Annotated in this window: 14 protein-coding genes; 13 read left to right on the forward strand and 1 reads right to left on the reverse strand. The window is 35.9% G+C overall.

The features are described 5' to 3' along the window. The first annotated feature begins 52 nt into the window (after window positions 1-52). The 5 genes from HND50_09600 (at window position 53) to HND50_09620 (ending at window position 9,636) form a co-directional block, all read left to right on the forward strand. Window positions 53-3,286 carry a PAS domain S-box protein gene (locus tag HND50_09600; protein NOG45476.1) on the forward strand — a complete coding sequence of 1,078 codons (3,234 nt, stop codon included), beginning with the start codon at window positions 53-55 and terminating at the stop codon, window positions 3,284-3,286. Next, window positions 3,261-3,647 carry a response regulator gene (locus HND50_09605; protein NOG45477.1) on the forward strand — a complete coding sequence of 129 codons (387 nt, stop codon included), beginning with the start codon at window positions 3,261-3,263 and terminating at the stop codon, window positions 3,645-3,647. The genes HND50_09600 and HND50_09605 overlap by 26 nt, the downstream gene beginning before the upstream one ends. 138 nt (window positions 3,648-3,785) lie before the next feature. Further along, a complete protein-coding gene (locus HND50_09610) occupies window positions 3,786-4,202 on the forward strand; it encodes a hemerythrin domain-containing protein (protein NOG45478.1) in 417 nt (138 codons plus the stop codon). 227 nt (window positions 4,203-4,429) lie between these two features. Beyond that, the gene (locus HND50_09615; GenBank protein NOG45479.1) at window positions 4,430-7,876 is read left to right on the forward strand and encodes an alpha-amylase; all 3,447 of its coding nucleotides are present in this window, start codon (window positions 4,430-4,432) and stop codon (window positions 7,874-7,876) included. Window positions 7,877-7,896: 20 nt separating this feature from the next. After that, window positions 7,897-9,636 carry an aromatic amino acid hydroxylase gene (locus HND50_09620; GenBank protein ID NOG45480.1) on the forward strand — a complete coding sequence of 580 codons (1,740 nt, stop codon included), beginning with the start codon at window positions 7,897-7,899 and terminating at the stop codon, window positions 9,634-9,636. Here the strand turns inward: HND50_09620 and HND50_09625 are convergent. Then, complete coding sequence (locus tag HND50_09625) at window positions 9,625-10,377, reverse strand: hypothetical protein (protein NOG45481.1); 753 nt, start codon at window positions 10,375-10,377, stop codon at window positions 9,625-9,627. The two genes, HND50_09620 and HND50_09625, sit on opposite strands and share 12 nt — an antisense overlap. 169 nt (window positions 10,378-10,546) lie before the next feature. Here HND50_09625 and HND50_09630 point away from each other — a divergent pair, with 169 nt between their 5' ends. The 8 genes from HND50_09630 (at window position 10,547) to amrA (ending at window position 17,051) form a co-directional block, all read left to right on the forward strand. Beyond that, window positions 10,547-11,431: a hypothetical protein gene (locus tag HND50_09630; GenBank protein NOG45482.1), complete on the forward strand. Its 885-nt coding sequence runs from the start codon at window positions 10,547-10,549 to the stop codon at window positions 11,429-11,431. A gap of 25 nt (window positions 11,432-11,456) precedes the next feature. After that, window positions 11,457-12,092 (forward strand): outer membrane beta-barrel protein, encoded by a 636-nt coding sequence (locus HND50_09635; GenBank protein ID NOG45483.1) that lies wholly within the window; start codon window positions 11,457-11,459, stop codon window positions 12,090-12,092. A gap of 122 nt (window positions 12,093-12,214) precedes the next feature. Further along, window positions 12,215-13,477 (forward strand): SpoIID/LytB domain-containing protein, encoded by a 1,263-nt coding sequence (locus HND50_09640; protein NOG45484.1) that lies wholly within the window; start codon window positions 12,215-12,217, stop codon window positions 13,475-13,477. A 23-nt stretch (window positions 13,478-13,500) separates the two neighbouring features. Continuing rightward, window positions 13,501-14,271 carry an SPOR domain-containing protein gene (locus tag HND50_09645; protein NOG45485.1) on the forward strand — a complete coding sequence of 257 codons (771 nt, stop codon included), beginning with the start codon at window positions 13,501-13,503 and terminating at the stop codon, window positions 14,269-14,271. Continuing rightward, on the forward strand, window positions 14,268-15,437 hold the full coding sequence (locus HND50_09650; protein ID NOG45486.1) for a hypothetical protein: 1,170 nt from the start codon (window positions 14,268-14,270) through the stop codon (window positions 15,435-15,437). The genes HND50_09645 and HND50_09650 overlap by 4 nt, the downstream gene beginning before the upstream one ends. Before the next feature lie 71 nt (window positions 15,438-15,508). Then, complete coding sequence (cyaB, locus tag HND50_09655) at window positions 15,509-16,033, forward strand: class IV adenylate cyclase (protein ID NOG45487.1); 525 nt, start codon at window positions 15,509-15,511, stop codon at window positions 16,031-16,033. Next, on the forward strand, window positions 16,034-16,474 hold the full coding sequence (locus HND50_09660; GenBank protein NOG45488.1) for a TerB family tellurite resistance protein: 441 nt from the start codon (window positions 16,034-16,036) through the stop codon (window positions 16,472-16,474). A gap of 1 nt (window position 16,475) precedes the next feature. Further along, window positions 16,476-17,051 (forward strand): AmmeMemoRadiSam system protein A, encoded by a 576-nt coding sequence (gene amrA, locus HND50_09665; GenBank protein NOG45489.1) that lies wholly within the window; start codon window positions 16,476-16,478, stop codon window positions 17,049-17,051. Window positions 17,052-17,100: the final 49 nt, after the last annotated feature.

The raw sequence follows: 17,100 nt of genomic DNA on the forward strand, positions 1-17,100 counted from the left end.
CCGAAATAATGAGAACACAAAACATTCTAAGAAAATAGGTTTCATTGTAGATATGGAAATATCAAAAAATCTAAATCTGGATAATTTATCAGTTTTAAACCTGGTTCCTGAAAATATAGCTGTTATAGAAAACGATGGGACAATCATTTTTTATAATGAAAGCTGGCAAAACTTCGCAAAGCAAAACAATTTCCGGGATATACAAAAAGGTGATAATTATTTCCAGATCAAACTCCATAAAAACAATATTTTGTCGTGTTTACCAGAATTCGAAAAAAACATCGCTTTAATCCTAAAAGGGGATAGTGATTATTCTGAAATTGAATATCAATGTCCTTATAAGGAATCACTAATCTGGTTTAAAATACGCTTGTCAAAATATGACAAAAGTGAAGCACCAAAGTTTATCGTAATTCATTCCAACATAACTAAGCAAAAACAAAATGAAAATACAATTAATAAATTTACCCAGGCAGTAAAACAAAACCCGTCATCAATTATTATCACCGACACGCTGGGTAATATTGAATATGTCAATCCAAAATTTTGTGAAACCTCTGGTTACAAAGCCCCGGAGATTTTGGGGAAAAATCCACGCATTCTCAAGGGTACAAAAACATCGCAAGAAGGATACAAGCAATTATGGCAAACAATCACAAATGGATATGAATGGCGCGGTGAATTTCATAATAAAAAGAAAAACGGGGATTTTTATTGGGAAACAGCTTCTATTAGCCCCATAAAAAACAACTCTGGCGAGGTTACACATTTTGTTGGTACAAAGGAGGACGTAACCGAACGAAAATCTTTTGAACAGGCATTATGGGAAAGTGAAGAAAAATTCAGGAGAATTGCGGCATCGACCCGTGATGCTATTATTATGATGGACCATGCTGGGAAAATATCATTTTGGAACAAGGCATCTGAGCGCATTTTTGGCTATAAAAGCCAGGACGTACTTGGAAAAGAACTTCATGTTCTTTTAGCGCCTAAAAGGCATTGGAAGGTGTTTCAAAAATATAGAAATGCATTTATTGAAGAAGGTGAGGGCAATTTAATTGGCGAAACAATTGAAATGGAAGCTATAACGGCAGACCAATCTGAAATAGCAATTGAGTTTTCATTATCCAGCCTTAACATAAAAGGTACATGGAATGCCCTTGCGGTGATTAGGGACATTACTAAGCGGAAGAAAACCGAAATGGCCTTGCAAGGAAGGGAACGCATTCTTTCCGCAGTTGCACATATAAGTGACAATTTTTTAAAAAACACTAATATGGATAAGATTTTACAAGATGTTGTAAATAGATTGGGGAAGGCCACTAGCGTAAGCAGGGTCTATATTTTTAAAAATCATGCTGCTGAGAACGGAACTTCTCTTGTAAGCCAAAAATATGAGTGGTGTTCAACCAATGCCATTTCCCAAATTGACAATAATGACCTTCAGAATATTTCCTGGCAGGAGTCAGGTATGGATCGGTGGAAAAAAACACTGAGCCAAAATAGGGTTTTAACCGGACTGGTGAAAGATTTCCCGCAAAAAGAAAGAGATATTCTTGAGCCACAACAAATAATATCTGTGGCTTTTGTTCCTGTTTTTGCAGGAGAGTTATGGTGGGGGTTTATAGGGTTTGATGATTGTTTTATTGAAAGGGATTGGTCAAAAGTGGAATTAGATGCTTTAAAAGCTGCAGCAGGAATTATTGGCTCTGCTATTTTAAATAAGAAAGCAGCCATGGACCTTGCAAAAAAAGAAGAACAGTATAGAATTTTGTTTGATTTGTCGCCTAGCGGAATTGTTTTGGAGGATGCAGAAGGTGTGATTCTTGAAGTGAACCCGGCGTATTGTGAATCAGTGGGGTATACAAAAGAGGAATTAATAGGAAATAATGTAAAAATGCTCACCCACCCCGATGCAATAAACAATGTATCAGAAAACATCTCCCGTTTGATAGCAGGCGAAACTTTGGTTCATACTGAAAAAAGTTGCAAAAAGGATGGATCTGCATGCTATATGGAGCTTAATGAAAAGAAAATTGTATTGCCAAATGGCGATGATGGTGTGCTCTGTCTGGCGAATGATATCAGCCAACAAAGAATGCTAGAAAACCAGCTTTTACATACCCAAAAGATGGAAGCCATAGGCACACTTGCAGGGGGTATCGCACATGATTTTAATAATATACTAGCTTCTGTAATTGGCTACTCCGAATTACTAAAGCTTTCGTTACCGCAAGAGAACAAGCTTAAGAATTATGCAAATCAGATTTATACAGCTTCCTTAAGAGCCCGCGATCTTGTACAACAAATATTAACCTTTAGTAGAAAAACGGAACAAGACTACAAGAATGTCCAAATATCGCTGGTTGTAAAAGAAGTACTTAAATTACTGCGGGCTTCGCTGCCTTCCTCAATTGAATTTGAAACCTCGCTAACTGACACAGATGGATTAATCCTGGCCGATGCCATTCAAATTCATCAACTTGTTATGAATTTATGCACAAATGCTTCTTATGCAATGCAGGAAAACGGAGGCGTATTATCCATCAATCTGGAGAAAATAATATTTGACCAAAGTAAGCAAATAAATGGATTTAAACTGGATGCAGGTGAATATATTAAATTACACATTCAAGATACCGGCCACGGAATCGACCCAGATATTCTTAAAAAAGTATTTGATCCCTTTTTTACAACAAAACCAGTAGGGGAAGGAACGGGGTTAGGACTCTCAGTTGTACATGGAATAGTAAAAAGCCACAATGGTGAAATCACCCTTAATTCTGTTCGTGGAGAGGGAACAACAATAGATGTTTATTTTCCGAGAATTGAAAAAAAATCCACAGTTCAGAAAAGAAAACCTCAAGAGTTAAAAACCGGAAATGAATGGATTTTATATGTTGATGATGATGAAGCAATAGTTAAAATGAATAAAGAAATGCTTGAAGGCCTTGGTTACAATGTTGCCGGTGTGACAAATTCATTAGCAGCACTAGAGTTATTTAAAACAGATACAGATTTATTTGACCTTGTTATAACTGACCTTACTATGCCCCATATGAAAGGGGACCGTTTTGCTCAGGAATTGTTAAAAATTAAAAAGGACCTTCCCATCATTTTGCTCACGGGATCAAATAATGTTATGACAAAGGAAAAATCTAAAAAGCTCGGGATTAAATCATTTTTGAAAAAACCGTTACTCGCAAAAGAATTAACAGATGTAATTAGGAAAATAATAAAAAAAGAAAACGAATTTAACCATGATAAAAATATTAGTAGTAGATGATGATGATATTTTCCGCGGCCTGCTTAAAGATAGTCTCACACAATCCGGAAATAAAATTGTTACTGCACAGGATGGCTTGAGAGCTCTAAGGGAGTTGGAGAAACAAAGGTTTGACATGGTAATAACCGATATTGTCATGCCTGAAAAAGAAGGAATTGAAGTAATACGTGAAATAAAAGCAAAGTATCCTGATGTTAAAATAATTGCTATGTCTGGTGGCAGCCCTTTTTTACACGCCGAACTCAATTTAAAATTAGCAAAAAAAGTCGGAGCCGATTTAGCCTTGCAGAAACCTTTTATGCAAAATGAACTTATAGCCTCAATAAATCAACTCTTTCCAAATAACTCTAATAACAACTAAAATTTGTTTTCAATTATCAATAATTGCTATTGATCAATTTCTATTCATTTTTTGTGGTTTTATTACTTTTGTGCCTTTTGGACGATTCTTGAAACTATTCTTTTCACAAAATAAGTAAAACAAAACCAGGAGTTAGTTATGGCCAGAACAGATAACTACAGGCAGCAACATAATGATTTACTTGAAGTTGCAACACAAATATCAGGTAAACTTAATGCCCAACAACTATCAGAAGATGCTTCTGAAGTAAGACGGTTGTTATCCACTTTGCTGGGTAAACTAAGAATTCATCTCGCGACAGAAGACAAAGCATTATATCCGCAATTGCTAAGTTCTACAAGCGATGATGCAAAGCATCTTGCAAAGCGTTTTATAGATGAAATTGGAGGAATTGGGGAAGTGGTTGGTCAATATTCAAAAAAATGGTCCAGCCCATTGCATATCCAAAAAGATTCCGCTGCTTTTGTTTCTGAGACTAAAAGTTTATTTGGCGCGCTTGCAAATAGGATTGAAAAGGAAAATAATGAACTATACGACTACGTTGATAAAATGTAAACTACCAATTGTTAATTTTAATGTCTCTCCGTTCTATAAGTATCAATAGCTTATCTAATAGTTAAGCTATTGATACATTCTTCATTCACTTATATCCTCATATTTAAGATCATTCTTTATCAGCAAAGATTAGAATTTTTATATATAAATTGGCTGTTTAAAAGGATAAAATGTAAATTCCCGATCATCATTCAATATTATTAAACATTATTGCAAAGGTCTAAACGATGATCTTCACAATTGGATCAAAGCCCGTTGTTACACAAAACTCTTCAACACCTCAGTTTTTTTTTCATGTAAATAAAGAATCCAGAATAAAATATTCAATCGACGATGCACTTTTTTCTATAAAAGGGCGGGTTGTTTTTGCCAATTTTAATGCGGTAAAAGCTTTATCAGAAAAAATAAATAAGCAGCGTGATCCGGAAAAAACAGCAGCCGTAAGCCCAAGTTTACTAAATGCAATGGGTTTGATGGATGAGATACTGCATTTCATGATCGAATCATACAAATCGAAATTAAATCCAACATTACTTGGAAATATGCTTCAGCGTATTCAAAGCTCATATGGCAAAAAAGATCAGGATTTATTGCTAAACAAGTTTGCCGATCAGTTTCCCAATAATGATATTTTTAACAAAAAAATAAGTGCAGCTGAATACCTGCAATCTAAAACACATGGTGTCGAAAACAGCGAAATTATAATTGAAGAGTTGTTGGTGCAGTGGATTCAAAACCAAAATAAAGCTTATGAGCCGGCAAAGGAATTAATCAATGATGCGGAGCTAAAAAAAACATCCATTTCGGAGGATGCTTTTGCCGATATGAAACTGTTTTTTGAAGATCAGCCACAGCTTCCGGGAAGTGAGACTTCTTTTTTAGAAACATTAATGCAGCCGGCAAAATTATTTCCAGGATCGATTTATGATCAACTGGAATTTATAAAAGAAAATTGGGGAGCTGATATTAGCCAGTTTGTTTCCCGCATACTAATTAGCCTGGATTTTTTCAAAGAGGAAGCTAAAAAATTTATTCCTGAAACGTTTGGTCATGAAACACCTATCGCATCTTTTAGTGATGATGTTTATGAATTTGAGCCTGAAGCTTTTAGCGCTGATTTGGATTGGATGCCGCATCTGGTTTTGATTGCCAAAAGTACCTATGTATGGCTGGATCAGTTAAGCAAGCAATACAAAAAATCTATAACACGCCTGGACCAGATCCCTGATGAAGAATTAAACAGGCTGGCCAACTTTGGTTTTACAGGGCTATGGTTGATTGGCTTATGGGAACGAAGCAGTGCCTCGGCTAAAATAAAACGAATCAATGGCAATCCGGAAGCTGTCGCATCGGCATACTCATTAAAAAATTATGATATTGCTGAAGACATTGGCGGTTTTTCGGCTTACCAGGATCTTAAAGGCCGAGCAGCTAAACGGGGCATCCGTCTGGCAAGTGATATGGTACCAAACCACATGGCAATCGATTCGGATTGGGTCAGTAAACATCCACATTGGTTTTTACAGACAGATCATCCACCATTTCCAAACCACACATTTAATGGGCCAGATCTTTCTGATGATGAATCGATGAGCGTTTATATCGAAGATGGTTACTGGCAGCAAAGTGATGCCGGCGTATCCTTCAAGCGAGTAGATAAAAACACCGGCCAAGAAACTTTTATTTATCATGGAAATGATGGCACCGGGATGCCCTGGAATGACACAGCCCAATTGAACTTTATGTTGCCGGAAGTTCGCGAAGGTGTTATCCAGACTATTTTGCATGTGGCGCGTATGTTTCCTGTAATCCGTTTTGATGCAGCAATGACGCTGGCAAAAAAACATTATCAGCGTTTGTGGTTTCCTGAGCCCGGCACTGGCGGTGATATTCCAACGCGGGCTGAATATGCCATGACCAAAGCTCAATTCAACGAAATTTTTCCTGAGGAGTTCTGGCGAGAGGTGGTTGATCGCGTTCAACAGGAATGCCCGGATACGCTTTTATTGGCGGAAGCATTTTGGATGATGGAAGGATATTTTGTCCGCTCGCTCGGTATGCACCGGGTTTATAACAGCGCTTTTATGAACCTGCTTAAAGATGAAGAAAATGAGAAATATCGCTTGATGATCCAAAATGTACTGGAATTTAATCCGCAAATAATGAAGCGATACGTAAATTTTATGAATAACCCGGATGAAGAAACTGCCGTTGCACAATTCGGCAAAGAAGACAAGTATTTTGGTGTTTGTATGCTAATGTGCACCATGCCCGGTTTGCCTATGTTTGGTCACGGACAAATTGAAGGGTTCCAGGAAAAGTATGGTATGGAATACAAAAAGGCTTATTGGGATGAATCCATTGATGATGATTTGGTAAACAGGCACCGCAGGGAAATATTTCCTATTCTGAAAAAGCGTAAATTATTTAGTGAAGTAGATAATTTCCATCTATATAACTTTGTTGTAGGTAATTCTCACGTAAATGAAAATGTTTACGTTTTTAGCAATATGTATAATGGCGAAAGGTCATTGGTTTTATTTAATAATGCCTATCAGGAAACAGCAGGCATGTTTAATTTTTCAGTGAACTACAAGGACCAATCAGGAAATTTGAAAAGCGAAAGCCTCGCTAATGCTTTAAAATTAAGCCATGAAGATTCGGTTTATACCATTTTAAAAGAGCATATTTCAGGATTGGAATATTTGCGGAAAAACAGCGAGATAATCGAAAAAGGTTTATTTGCAGAACTTGGCGGTTATAAATACCAGGTTTTCCTGGAAATTGAAGAAGTATATTCTGATTTAGAAAACCCCTATGGCTTGCTAAACGAGAAACTTAATGGAGCAGGAGTCACATCTATAAAAGAAAGATTGCATGAGTTTAAAATAGAGCCTGTTACTCAGCAACTTATTGAATTTTATTCCAACAGGAAAAAATGCATAGATTCCATATTAAATGGATATTCAAAGAAAAAAACAGACTCAATATTTAAATCACTAAATAGTTCCAAAAAGGAAATTTACAATTTTATTGAGTTGGCAAAAGTGGGTTTTGAGAATAAGCAACTTCACACCAATCTTGAGAATTTGGCATGGTTACCGGATTTTTTATATGAGAACTCACTTAATAAAAAAACAGACTTATTTATTAAGGAACATTTTAAGGATGATCGAATTAAGTTAAAGCTAAATTGGTTTTTCACTATTTATTTAAATCGTTATTTGCTTGACTCGATTGATGAAATTGAACGACCGGAATATTATAAATATTGGTTACTTGAAAAAACTTTAAACAAACAAAATACATTCACTGACGATGAATTAGTGATGATAAAACTTTTATCATGTTATGATAATATAACTACCTTTTTACCTGAAACTGTTTTTAAACCTGAAGAAAGAAAAATATTTGAAAACCCGGATTTAAGGAAATTCCTAAAGATCAATACTTTTGAAGAAATAACTTATTTTAACAAAGAGCAGTGGGAAGTTTTTGTAGATATGTTGGCAGGATTTTCAATTATGGAATTTTTTACAATAAAACCCGGTAAAAGCCAAAAAACAAAAACCGTTAACCGTTTATTGAAACGAGTTGAGTTATTAAAAAAAGCGTCACTTAAAACAGGTTTTGAATTAAACAAGATGATTATCCTGTTAACTTCTTCTAAGTAGAAAATGGAGTAAAAGATTATATGCAATATGAAAAGGTCCTTGAACAAATTCCACATCATTTAAAACAATATATTGTTGATCAGCATTATGAGCGATATACTGCCCAGGATCATGCTGTTTGGCGTTATATAATGCGTGTAAATTTAGATTACCTCAAGGATCATGCCCACTCTTCATATTTGGATGGATTGAAGAAAACGGGAATCGGGATAGAGAAAATACCCAATATTGATGAAATGAATGAGGCCTTGCAAAAGATTGGTTGGAAGGCGGTTATTGTTGATGGCTTTTTGCCGCCGGCTGTTTTCATGGAATTTCAGTTTCGGAAAATTTTAGCCATCTCTGCGGATATGCGGACCATTCAGCACCTCTTATATACTCCTGCTCCGGACATTGTTCATGAAGCAGCTGGCCATGCGCCAATTATTGCTGATGATGAATATTCACGATTTCTACAAAAATTTGGTGAATATGGCATGAAAGCATTTTCATCAAAAATAGACATAGAAATTTATGAAGCTATTCGCCATTTATCGATAATAAAAGAATACCCGGAAACAACAAAAGAAGAAATTGATCTGGCGGAAAAAGATCTTAATAACAAATTAGCCCAAAATACAAATCCTTCAGAAATGACATTGCTTTCCCGCTTGCATTGGTGGACAGTTGAGTATGGATTGATTGGAGATTTATCCCAGCAAAAAATTTATGGTGCCGGATTGCTTTCATCTGTTGGAGAAAGTAAAAATTGCTTAAAACCGGCTGTTAAAAAAATCCCCATAAGCATTAACTGTACAAATTATAATTACGACATAACAAACGAACAGCCACAGCTTTTTGTAAATAAAGATTGGCAGGAACTTCTTTCAGTTTTGGAAGAGTTTTCAAATAAAATGTCTTTTCGCACAGGTGGACAAGACGCCATTGAAAAAGCAATAGAATCGGAAGCAGTTTCTACTTATCAATATTCTTCCGGTCTTCAGGTATCGGGAGTTTTTTCTAATTTGATTAAAAATGAGCATGGCCAGCCTGTATATATTTCTACAACTGGCCCGACAAGTTTAGCTTTTGATAACAAGCAATTAGAAAACCATGGCATAACTTATCATGCAGATGGATTTAGCTCACCTGTTGGAAAACTGCTTGGTAAAAAATCGTTGGAAAATTTTTCTAACCAGGATTTGATAGACGCAGGGATTTATGAAGGGCAGAATATATCTTTGGAATTTGAATCGGGTATTAAAGTACAGGGGAATTTGCAATCCAATTTACGAAAAGAAAATAAATTAATTTTATTATCATTTACAGAATGTACAGTCTTAACCCGGGATGGTGATACTTTATTTGATCCACAATGGGGCGTTTACGATATGGCCATCGGAGATTCCATTCCATCGGTTTTCTTTGGAACAGCTGATAAAATCAACCATAATATTTACCCACCTAAATCCGAGAATGTAGCGATCCCAATTAAATATTCTGAAAAAGATAAAGAGCTACACAAGCTTTATGAGGAAATACGAAAAATGCGGGATGAAGAGCAGTCTAATTCTGAAAGATTGAAAGAAATTAGTAAACTGCTTGATGATAATTTTTCAAACGAGTGGCTTCTGCGATTAGAAGTTTTGGAAATATTGAAGAAGAAAAAGATTCTACCAGACCTTCAAAGTGATATAAATAAAACATTCGCATTATTATCAAATGAATCTGGAGAGAAACGGTTGCTAATTGAGAATGGCTTGCAAATCCTAAATGGATAACTCACCAATTAATGGGGCAACATTGTGATCAAAAAAGGTGTCTACATTATCCAGCCTGTTTAAATCCATACGCACAAGTTCTGCCGAGGTATGGTATTCAATTGGATAATTTGGATAAATTTCCGGTGCGCTTTTTAACCTTGGTGGAATGTCCTGAAGCAGTTCTATTAAAAAAAGTGACTGATACAAGTAAGTTCTGGCACTATCAAACTCTCCAAGCTGGGTTAGGCATAATCCCTTAATATGTGTAAACAGGGAAGATGAATTGTTCTGGACAATTGCCAGATTGATGCATTTCAATGCTTGATGGTATTCTTTTTCTTCCAAAAAAATTACAGCTGCAAGGTAGTTAATATATTCGTCGTCCGGGTGCTCTTCATAAACCGATTGAATATAGTTTAAGTATCTCTCACGATAATCTTTCCAAGCATATTTGCTGTTTATTTCAAATACTTTTTGGATTAATTCAGGGCTAACTTCCGTGTGTTTGCCTTCAAGTTGTTCATAAATTGCGATCGTTCTGTCAAAAGAATAAGGTTCGTCATCCATTATATCCGGTGCGTTAGAAGGGGGTTGGTGCAACAGTTTATTAATTTCTTCTTCGTTATTTTTAAGGAATATTTCATTGCCTATTTCAAAGATCAGCGATATCGAATCTAACGTGAAACCAATTCCATACGATTTTTCACAATAAATGTCGTATATTTCCCTTATTGATCGGCGAATATTTTGACGGGTCATAAAAAAATCAATCCATTTTATTTACATTCCTAATTCTATAATCGAGATTTTTTAATAAATATTAATAAAATGAATGAGATGGTTAATTTTACTTACAACAATTTATCTTTGAAATTTGACAATAAACCTATTAAACGGTTATTTTTACACTTGGTTTGGGGAAAAATTAATGCCGGGTAAATCATCGACTATTTTTATAGTCTTACTAATTATTATTATAGTTCAACAACTTATTGCGCAAGATAAGCCAAGTGTTGTCTGGCATGGGGTTGATGAGGGAGAGTGGACAAAACTGTATTTAAAAAACAGTTTGTTTCCACATTCATCCAGGCAGGGTACGCATACCTATAAAGAGCTGGTTTTTACTCAAAGTGTAAATTATAGTGATAGTTCAGCTGTTATTTTTATTCCGCGTGGGTACAAAACGGTTTTAGGTTATAACGATGTTATTGTCCATTTTCATGGCTGGAATAATGAAGCTATAAATGTAATGCACGATTTTGATCTTCTTAACCAGTTATATAATTCTGAAAAGAACGCAATTTTAGTTGTTGCCCAGGGCCCAAAAAATGCAATGGATTCTGCCGGTGGTAAAATTGAGGAACGAAACGGTTTAAAAAAATACATACGTGAAATCCTGTCTAAGCTTAAAGAAGAAAATAAGGTAAATACAAACCGGTTGGGTCAGCTGATAATAAGTTCGCACAGTGGTGGATATCGCCCCGCAATTTTGGGGTTGGTTAATGGCGGGTTGAGGAAAAATATTAAAGAGCTTTATTTGTTTGACTCGTTTTATAGTTTAACCGACATGATTGTTCCCTGGCTAAAGGCAGATAAAGATAACCGATTACGCAGCATATACACAGAAAACCTGGAACCGGAGCATCAAGAATTTTTAAAGCTTATCTCAGCGAATGGAATGATTTATAATAATGTTTTGGCCAAAGAAGTTAAAATAATTTTGAGGCCTTCAAAAGCCTGTCATGATTGTATAATGGATGGTAATTTTGAACAATTGTTAAAAATTAGCCTTTTAAATGATATTGACAGATAACCGATTACGGATAAAGGAGTTAACAATGAACAGCACAATTAAAATAATTTTCATAAGTTTTTCATTGGTTAGTCTTTTGTTTTCACAAGGGAAAATGACAGAATTTAATATTGGCTTATTAGGACCAACAGATGCTGAAAGTGGTTTTTATGGAGGCTTAAACCTTGGCCGAATGGTTGATGAGAATGTTGGTGTAAGTTTAGGTGTTCATGTTTATCATAGCAGCTACACAAAGGAATCAAGGGTAGGTGAAAATAAAGATGGCCAAATTGTGATTTCCGAGACAGCCACAGAGCTTGACCAAAGCGCAACTTTAATCCCGCTCTTTTTTCAGCTTCATTATACAGGTCCAATTACAAATGCACTTGATTTAAAAGTTACGGCTGGAGTGGGTTATGAGTTATTGTGGAATTCCATAACAAATTTTGAGCTCGAAAAAGACGGAACAGATTTTTATAGTGGTTTCGGTTGGAATGTCGGTGCCGGTGTAAGTTTGCCCATCAGTCGTGCATCCGATTTTTACGGCGAGTTGTTTTATCATGGTGGTTCTCCATCCCGTGATGCAGGAAAAACAGAAGAAGGTTTTCCGGTTCGTTCGGAAATTGATATGGGCGGTCTTGGAGTTCGTATTGGCCTGCGGTTATATACTTTTGGGCTGTAAAAGAACTGGGTCATTTTTCAGATTTTAAATTTTGTTTCGGATTACAAGTTTGCTTTAATTAGTTGAAATTATAACGAATTTGTAATTCGATTTTTTTTTAAGCCAATAACAATTCAAAACAAATGCATAAAATAAAAGCCTGCCAGATTAAACAGATTGTAAATTTAAAGACCCTTATTTTTTCTTTGATTTTATTTTCTGCCAGTTCATGTATTCCTCAAAAAAATGAGCCATCACAATCTTCAAATATTCCAACGATTAAAGTTTTATTATCCAAAGTTTCAAAGCAAGATTCACTTAGTTTCAGTGGCACATATTTTTTAGAAACAGAAGAGGCCCGGTACGAATTTGGCTCATCAAACAATAAGGTTTATATCCAGTCCATAAAAGATGGTTATAAAATCTATAATGAAAAACGGCTCTTTCTATTCCGGAAAAATGATAAGGTACATTTCATCCCAGAAAACAATAGTTCTGTCATAAAACATAGTAAAAAAGAATATTCAGGAAACCTTTCCATATTAAAAGAAGACTCAACAAATCTATACCTGATAAATCATCTTGATTTGGAATCATACCTGCAAGGCGTTGTTCCGGCTGAAATTTTTACAAACAATGCAGAACAAATGGAGGCTGTTAAAGCACAGGCTATTTGTGCAAGAACATATGCGTTAAAAAAAATGGAAAACCGAAAAAACAAATCATATCATGTTTATGCAGATATTCGGGACCAGGCTTATGGTGGAGCAGGACAAAAAACAAAGCTTGGAAACCAGGCTGTACTGGAAACGATAGGCAGTGCTTTGTTTTTTGATAACAAACTTGCGGATGCTTATTTCCATGCATCTTGTGGTGGCGTTTCTGAAGAAGCCAACAGTGTTTGGGAAGGTCCTGAAACAGCTTATTTAAAATCACAGCAAGATATTGTTGGTAAAGAGTTTGCTGATTTGGAATCACCATATTTTCGCTGGACGATGGAAAGAGATGCTGCTCAGCTGGATTCAATGTTTAACAACAAATTCAATATTTCTTATCTTAATAAAACCGTGCAGGATACAATGGACATCCCATTCAGGATGTTTGTAAAAGAAAGAAGTGCCAGCGGCCGTGTTACAAAACTGGCTGTTAATTACGGAACAGATAGCCAGGAACTTTCGGGTTATGAAATACGTCGTTTTTTGGGCTGGCCAATTGGGAAACTATTGCCAAGCACACTCTTCAAACTATCTGCCAGCGATTCTACATTTATTATAAATGGTGCCGGAAATGGACACGGTGTTGGTATGTGCCAGTATGGGGCGATGTATAAAGCTCAAAAAGGTTTACAATATTATCATATTTTACAAAGTTATTACCCTGGTACAGTTTTAAGAAAAGTGTATTAAAACAAGTTTCTATTAAGGATTTTATGATTCATCAAAAAGTACTTTTATTTTTAACAGCCCTTTTTATTATGGTCGCCTGTAATCCGCAAGGTATAAGGCGTTCCAGATTGCAGGGTAACCAAACCGAGGCACAACCGGATAGCTTTTTATATTATCAACCTATGGCAATTAATGATCCGTTTTTGGATAGTTTAAAATCGGGAAACGATAAAGAAGAATCTGTAAAAGTTCGCTTAATTCCACCGCCACCGCCTCAACCACCTACAACCAAGCAAGTAGAAGGTTTTCGAATCCAAACATTTGCAGGTTTGGACTCCGTCAATGCCCTGGCTTCAATTGAAAAATTGAAAACGATGGTAAATGATTCGATATATTTTTTTAAAGATAAAGGATTACATAAAATCCAATTTGGTGATTTTATTTATCGAAATGATGCTGACTTGAAAGTTCTGGATATCCGGAAATTTGGGATAAGCGGAGCATGGGTTGTGGCAACTCTTGTAAATGTCCCGGTTGACACATCAAGCAAACAGGCGGATGTTGATTCTGTCGGGCAACAACCAGATGCACCTTTTAAGATACAGGTTTTAGTTACATCAGATTTCTTAAAAGCTCAGAGCCTTATAGTAAAGCTTCAGGCTCAGTTTAACCAGGAGAGTTACTTTAGCTCAACGGATAAATTGCATAAAATTTATCTTGGAAAATTTACAAATCGCTCAGAAGCAGAAAAGGTATTGGACCAGGTGAAAAAATCGGGTTATCCCGATGCATGGCTGGTTTATAAAAAACTATGATTCAAAAATTTTATTATAACTACAAAGATGTTTTAAAAGCACCGCGAATTGCAATTGGACCTCAACGGATCTATATCGCAACATTAGGTGTAGGAGCTGCCCATGTGGTTTATTTTTTATTTAGCTACCTGGCACTTGTAATGACGGGATTTGAAATAGAAAATATTTGGTCGCAGTACGGTCTTTTCCCAATTATATTTAAGTTTAGCTTAACGCAAAGCGCAACTTTTGTAGGCTGGATGGGAATAATTGTTACAGCCTTTATTGTCCTTTTAACAAGTACTTCCGTATCACGTGCGGTTTACATGTATTTACGCGATAATTATTTCTACACAAGTAAGCAGGCCATTTTTTTTGCTTTTAAGAAAAGTAAATCAATCATTTCAATTTACCTGACATTTCTCTTCCTGATATTACCATTTATTTTTGGAGCTGCAATAATGGCTATCCTTGGGCGCTTGTCCTGGATTGGTGAAATATTAAATGCCTTTGCAACTTTGCCATATATTTTTGCTGGGATGGTGCTTGTTTTTATAACGATTTGTTTTATTCTTTCCTTTTTTCTCGGGCCGGCAATTATTGCTTCTTCGGAAGAAGATGGTTTTGGTGCGGCGGTTCAAAGTATGCACCTTACCTGGGGACAGCCATGGCGGTTAGCCTCATACGGTCTTCTTACTCTTGCTTTATTGATTGTTGGTATTGTCACTTTTATGTTTGTACTTAAAATTGGGCTTATTATTTATTCGATTTTGTTTATGCCGCTTATGCATTCACTGGCACCAATTTTGAATAATGCGTTATACTATGTGGAAGTTTCAATTGGCGGGCTTGATATGATCATTCGCGATCTTATCGGATCAGGTGGAGCAAAGGTTCTTTATTTAAAGCAGCATTATGTCCCTGTAGAACTTACTACATCAAAATCAATTGCATCTTCAATTGTGTACTTTTTCTTGATGGTTGCCGGATATATGACCATTGGCTATGGCCAGGCAATTGTAAACTCCGCACTGACTATGTCTTATGTAATATTTGAGATGAAGCTAACCGGAAAGAGCCTGTTAAAAAGGCAAGACAGCGAGCTGGCTGAGGATAAAGAGGCTTTTGAGTTTAATACTGAGGCTAACACAAAGAATTTAGCAGATTCTGAAAGTGGCGATAAATAGTTTTCAGGTTAAAAACTCAAAGTATGCTTTTATTTTCCCGATAACTTCTAAGTTGCAAATAAGGAGAAGAGATGGGACTGAATATTGAAATAAAAGCACGCTGCAAAAACCACAAAACAATTGAAGAAGTAATGCAGAAAATGAACTTTCCTTTTGAAGGTTCAGAAGTCCAGACCGATACATTTTTTAATGTTCCTCATGGCCGGTTGAAAGTACGAGAATACAATAACAAGACTGCCGTCCTAATCCCTTATATTCGCCCTGATGTAAAAACCCCACGCGCCTCGGACTATGTTCTGTTAGATATCAAAGAACCAAATCAAACAATTGATATTCTTGAGAGTATGTTTGGAATTCGTTTAGTGGTGGAAAAAAATCGTAAAATTTATCATTATGATAACATTCGCGTTCATCTCGACTCAATTGAAGAATTAGGAACTTTTATTGAGCTGGAGGGTGTTGTGACAAAGTCAGATCAACGTGAAGAAACCCTTCAGAAAGTAGAGTTATTAATGGAGCTATTTGAAATAAAAGATAACGACATTGTTTTGAACGCTTATGTCGACTTAATCGAAAAAATGAAATTGGATAAATAAATGATCTCTAAATTACAGCAATTATTTAAAAATGTAACTCAAAATGAAGCAGAAGAGAAGAATAATAAATTAGAAATAGCAACATCTGTTTTGTTTCTGGAACTTGCTTATGCAGATTTTAACATTGCCCCTGAAGAAGAAAAGCATATGCACAAAAGCATAGAAGATTTTTTTTCTTTATCAAGTGAAGAAGTAAAAGAACTGGTTGAGCTGGCACGTGAAAAAAGGGATGACCGCAATGATATTTGGCTTTTTACAGACCAGATTAAACAAAATTTCAGTAGAGATGATAAAATTAGAATTTTAGAAATGCTTTGGGAACTTGTTTATGCAGATGGCCATATGGATAAATATGAAGAAGCCTTAATGCGTAAAATAACTCCTTTGCTTGGCTTATCACATGCTGAAATGATTCAGGCAAAATTAAAAGCAAAAAAATAATATGAGTTTGTTAAAAGACCAAATAACTCCGTTAACTGACGAAGACAAAAAGAAGCTTCTCGAAATATCAAGGCAAACTTTAAATGACTATCTTACAAACTATGAGCGACCCAAATATAAAGTTTATCTCCCAAATTTGTTAAAGCCAAGACCGGTTTTTATAACATTACGAGATCGTAAAACAAATGACCTCCGTGGATGTCGAGGTGGAACAAAGGCAGAGTCGCCTTTAATGGAAGCTGTTATTAAAATGACTATTGCATCCGCAACTGACGATCCGCGCTTTTCTCCCTTAATACTTGAAGATGTACCCGAAACGAAAATTGAAATAAATGCTTTAACTCCTTTACGACGCATTAAACCGTACGAAGTACAGGTCGGCAAGCATGGCTTGATGATTGTAAAGGATTTGCATGCCGGGCTTCTTTTACCACAAGTGCCTGTTTCATTTGGCTGGAACCAAAAGAAGTTTTTAAATCAAGTTTGTATAAAAGCTGGTTTGCCACCACAAACCTGGCGCGAAGAAACCGGCGTTAAACTTTTTGGTTTTGAAAGTGAAGAGTGGGGAGAAGAATAGAATTGGCTTAACAAAATGATGCCATCGTTCTAAACGATGGCATCAATAT

This window comes from Calditrichota bacterium (genome assembly GCA_013112635.1).
Lineage (GTDB): Bacteria > Calditrichota > Calditrichia > Calditrichales > J004 > JABFGF01.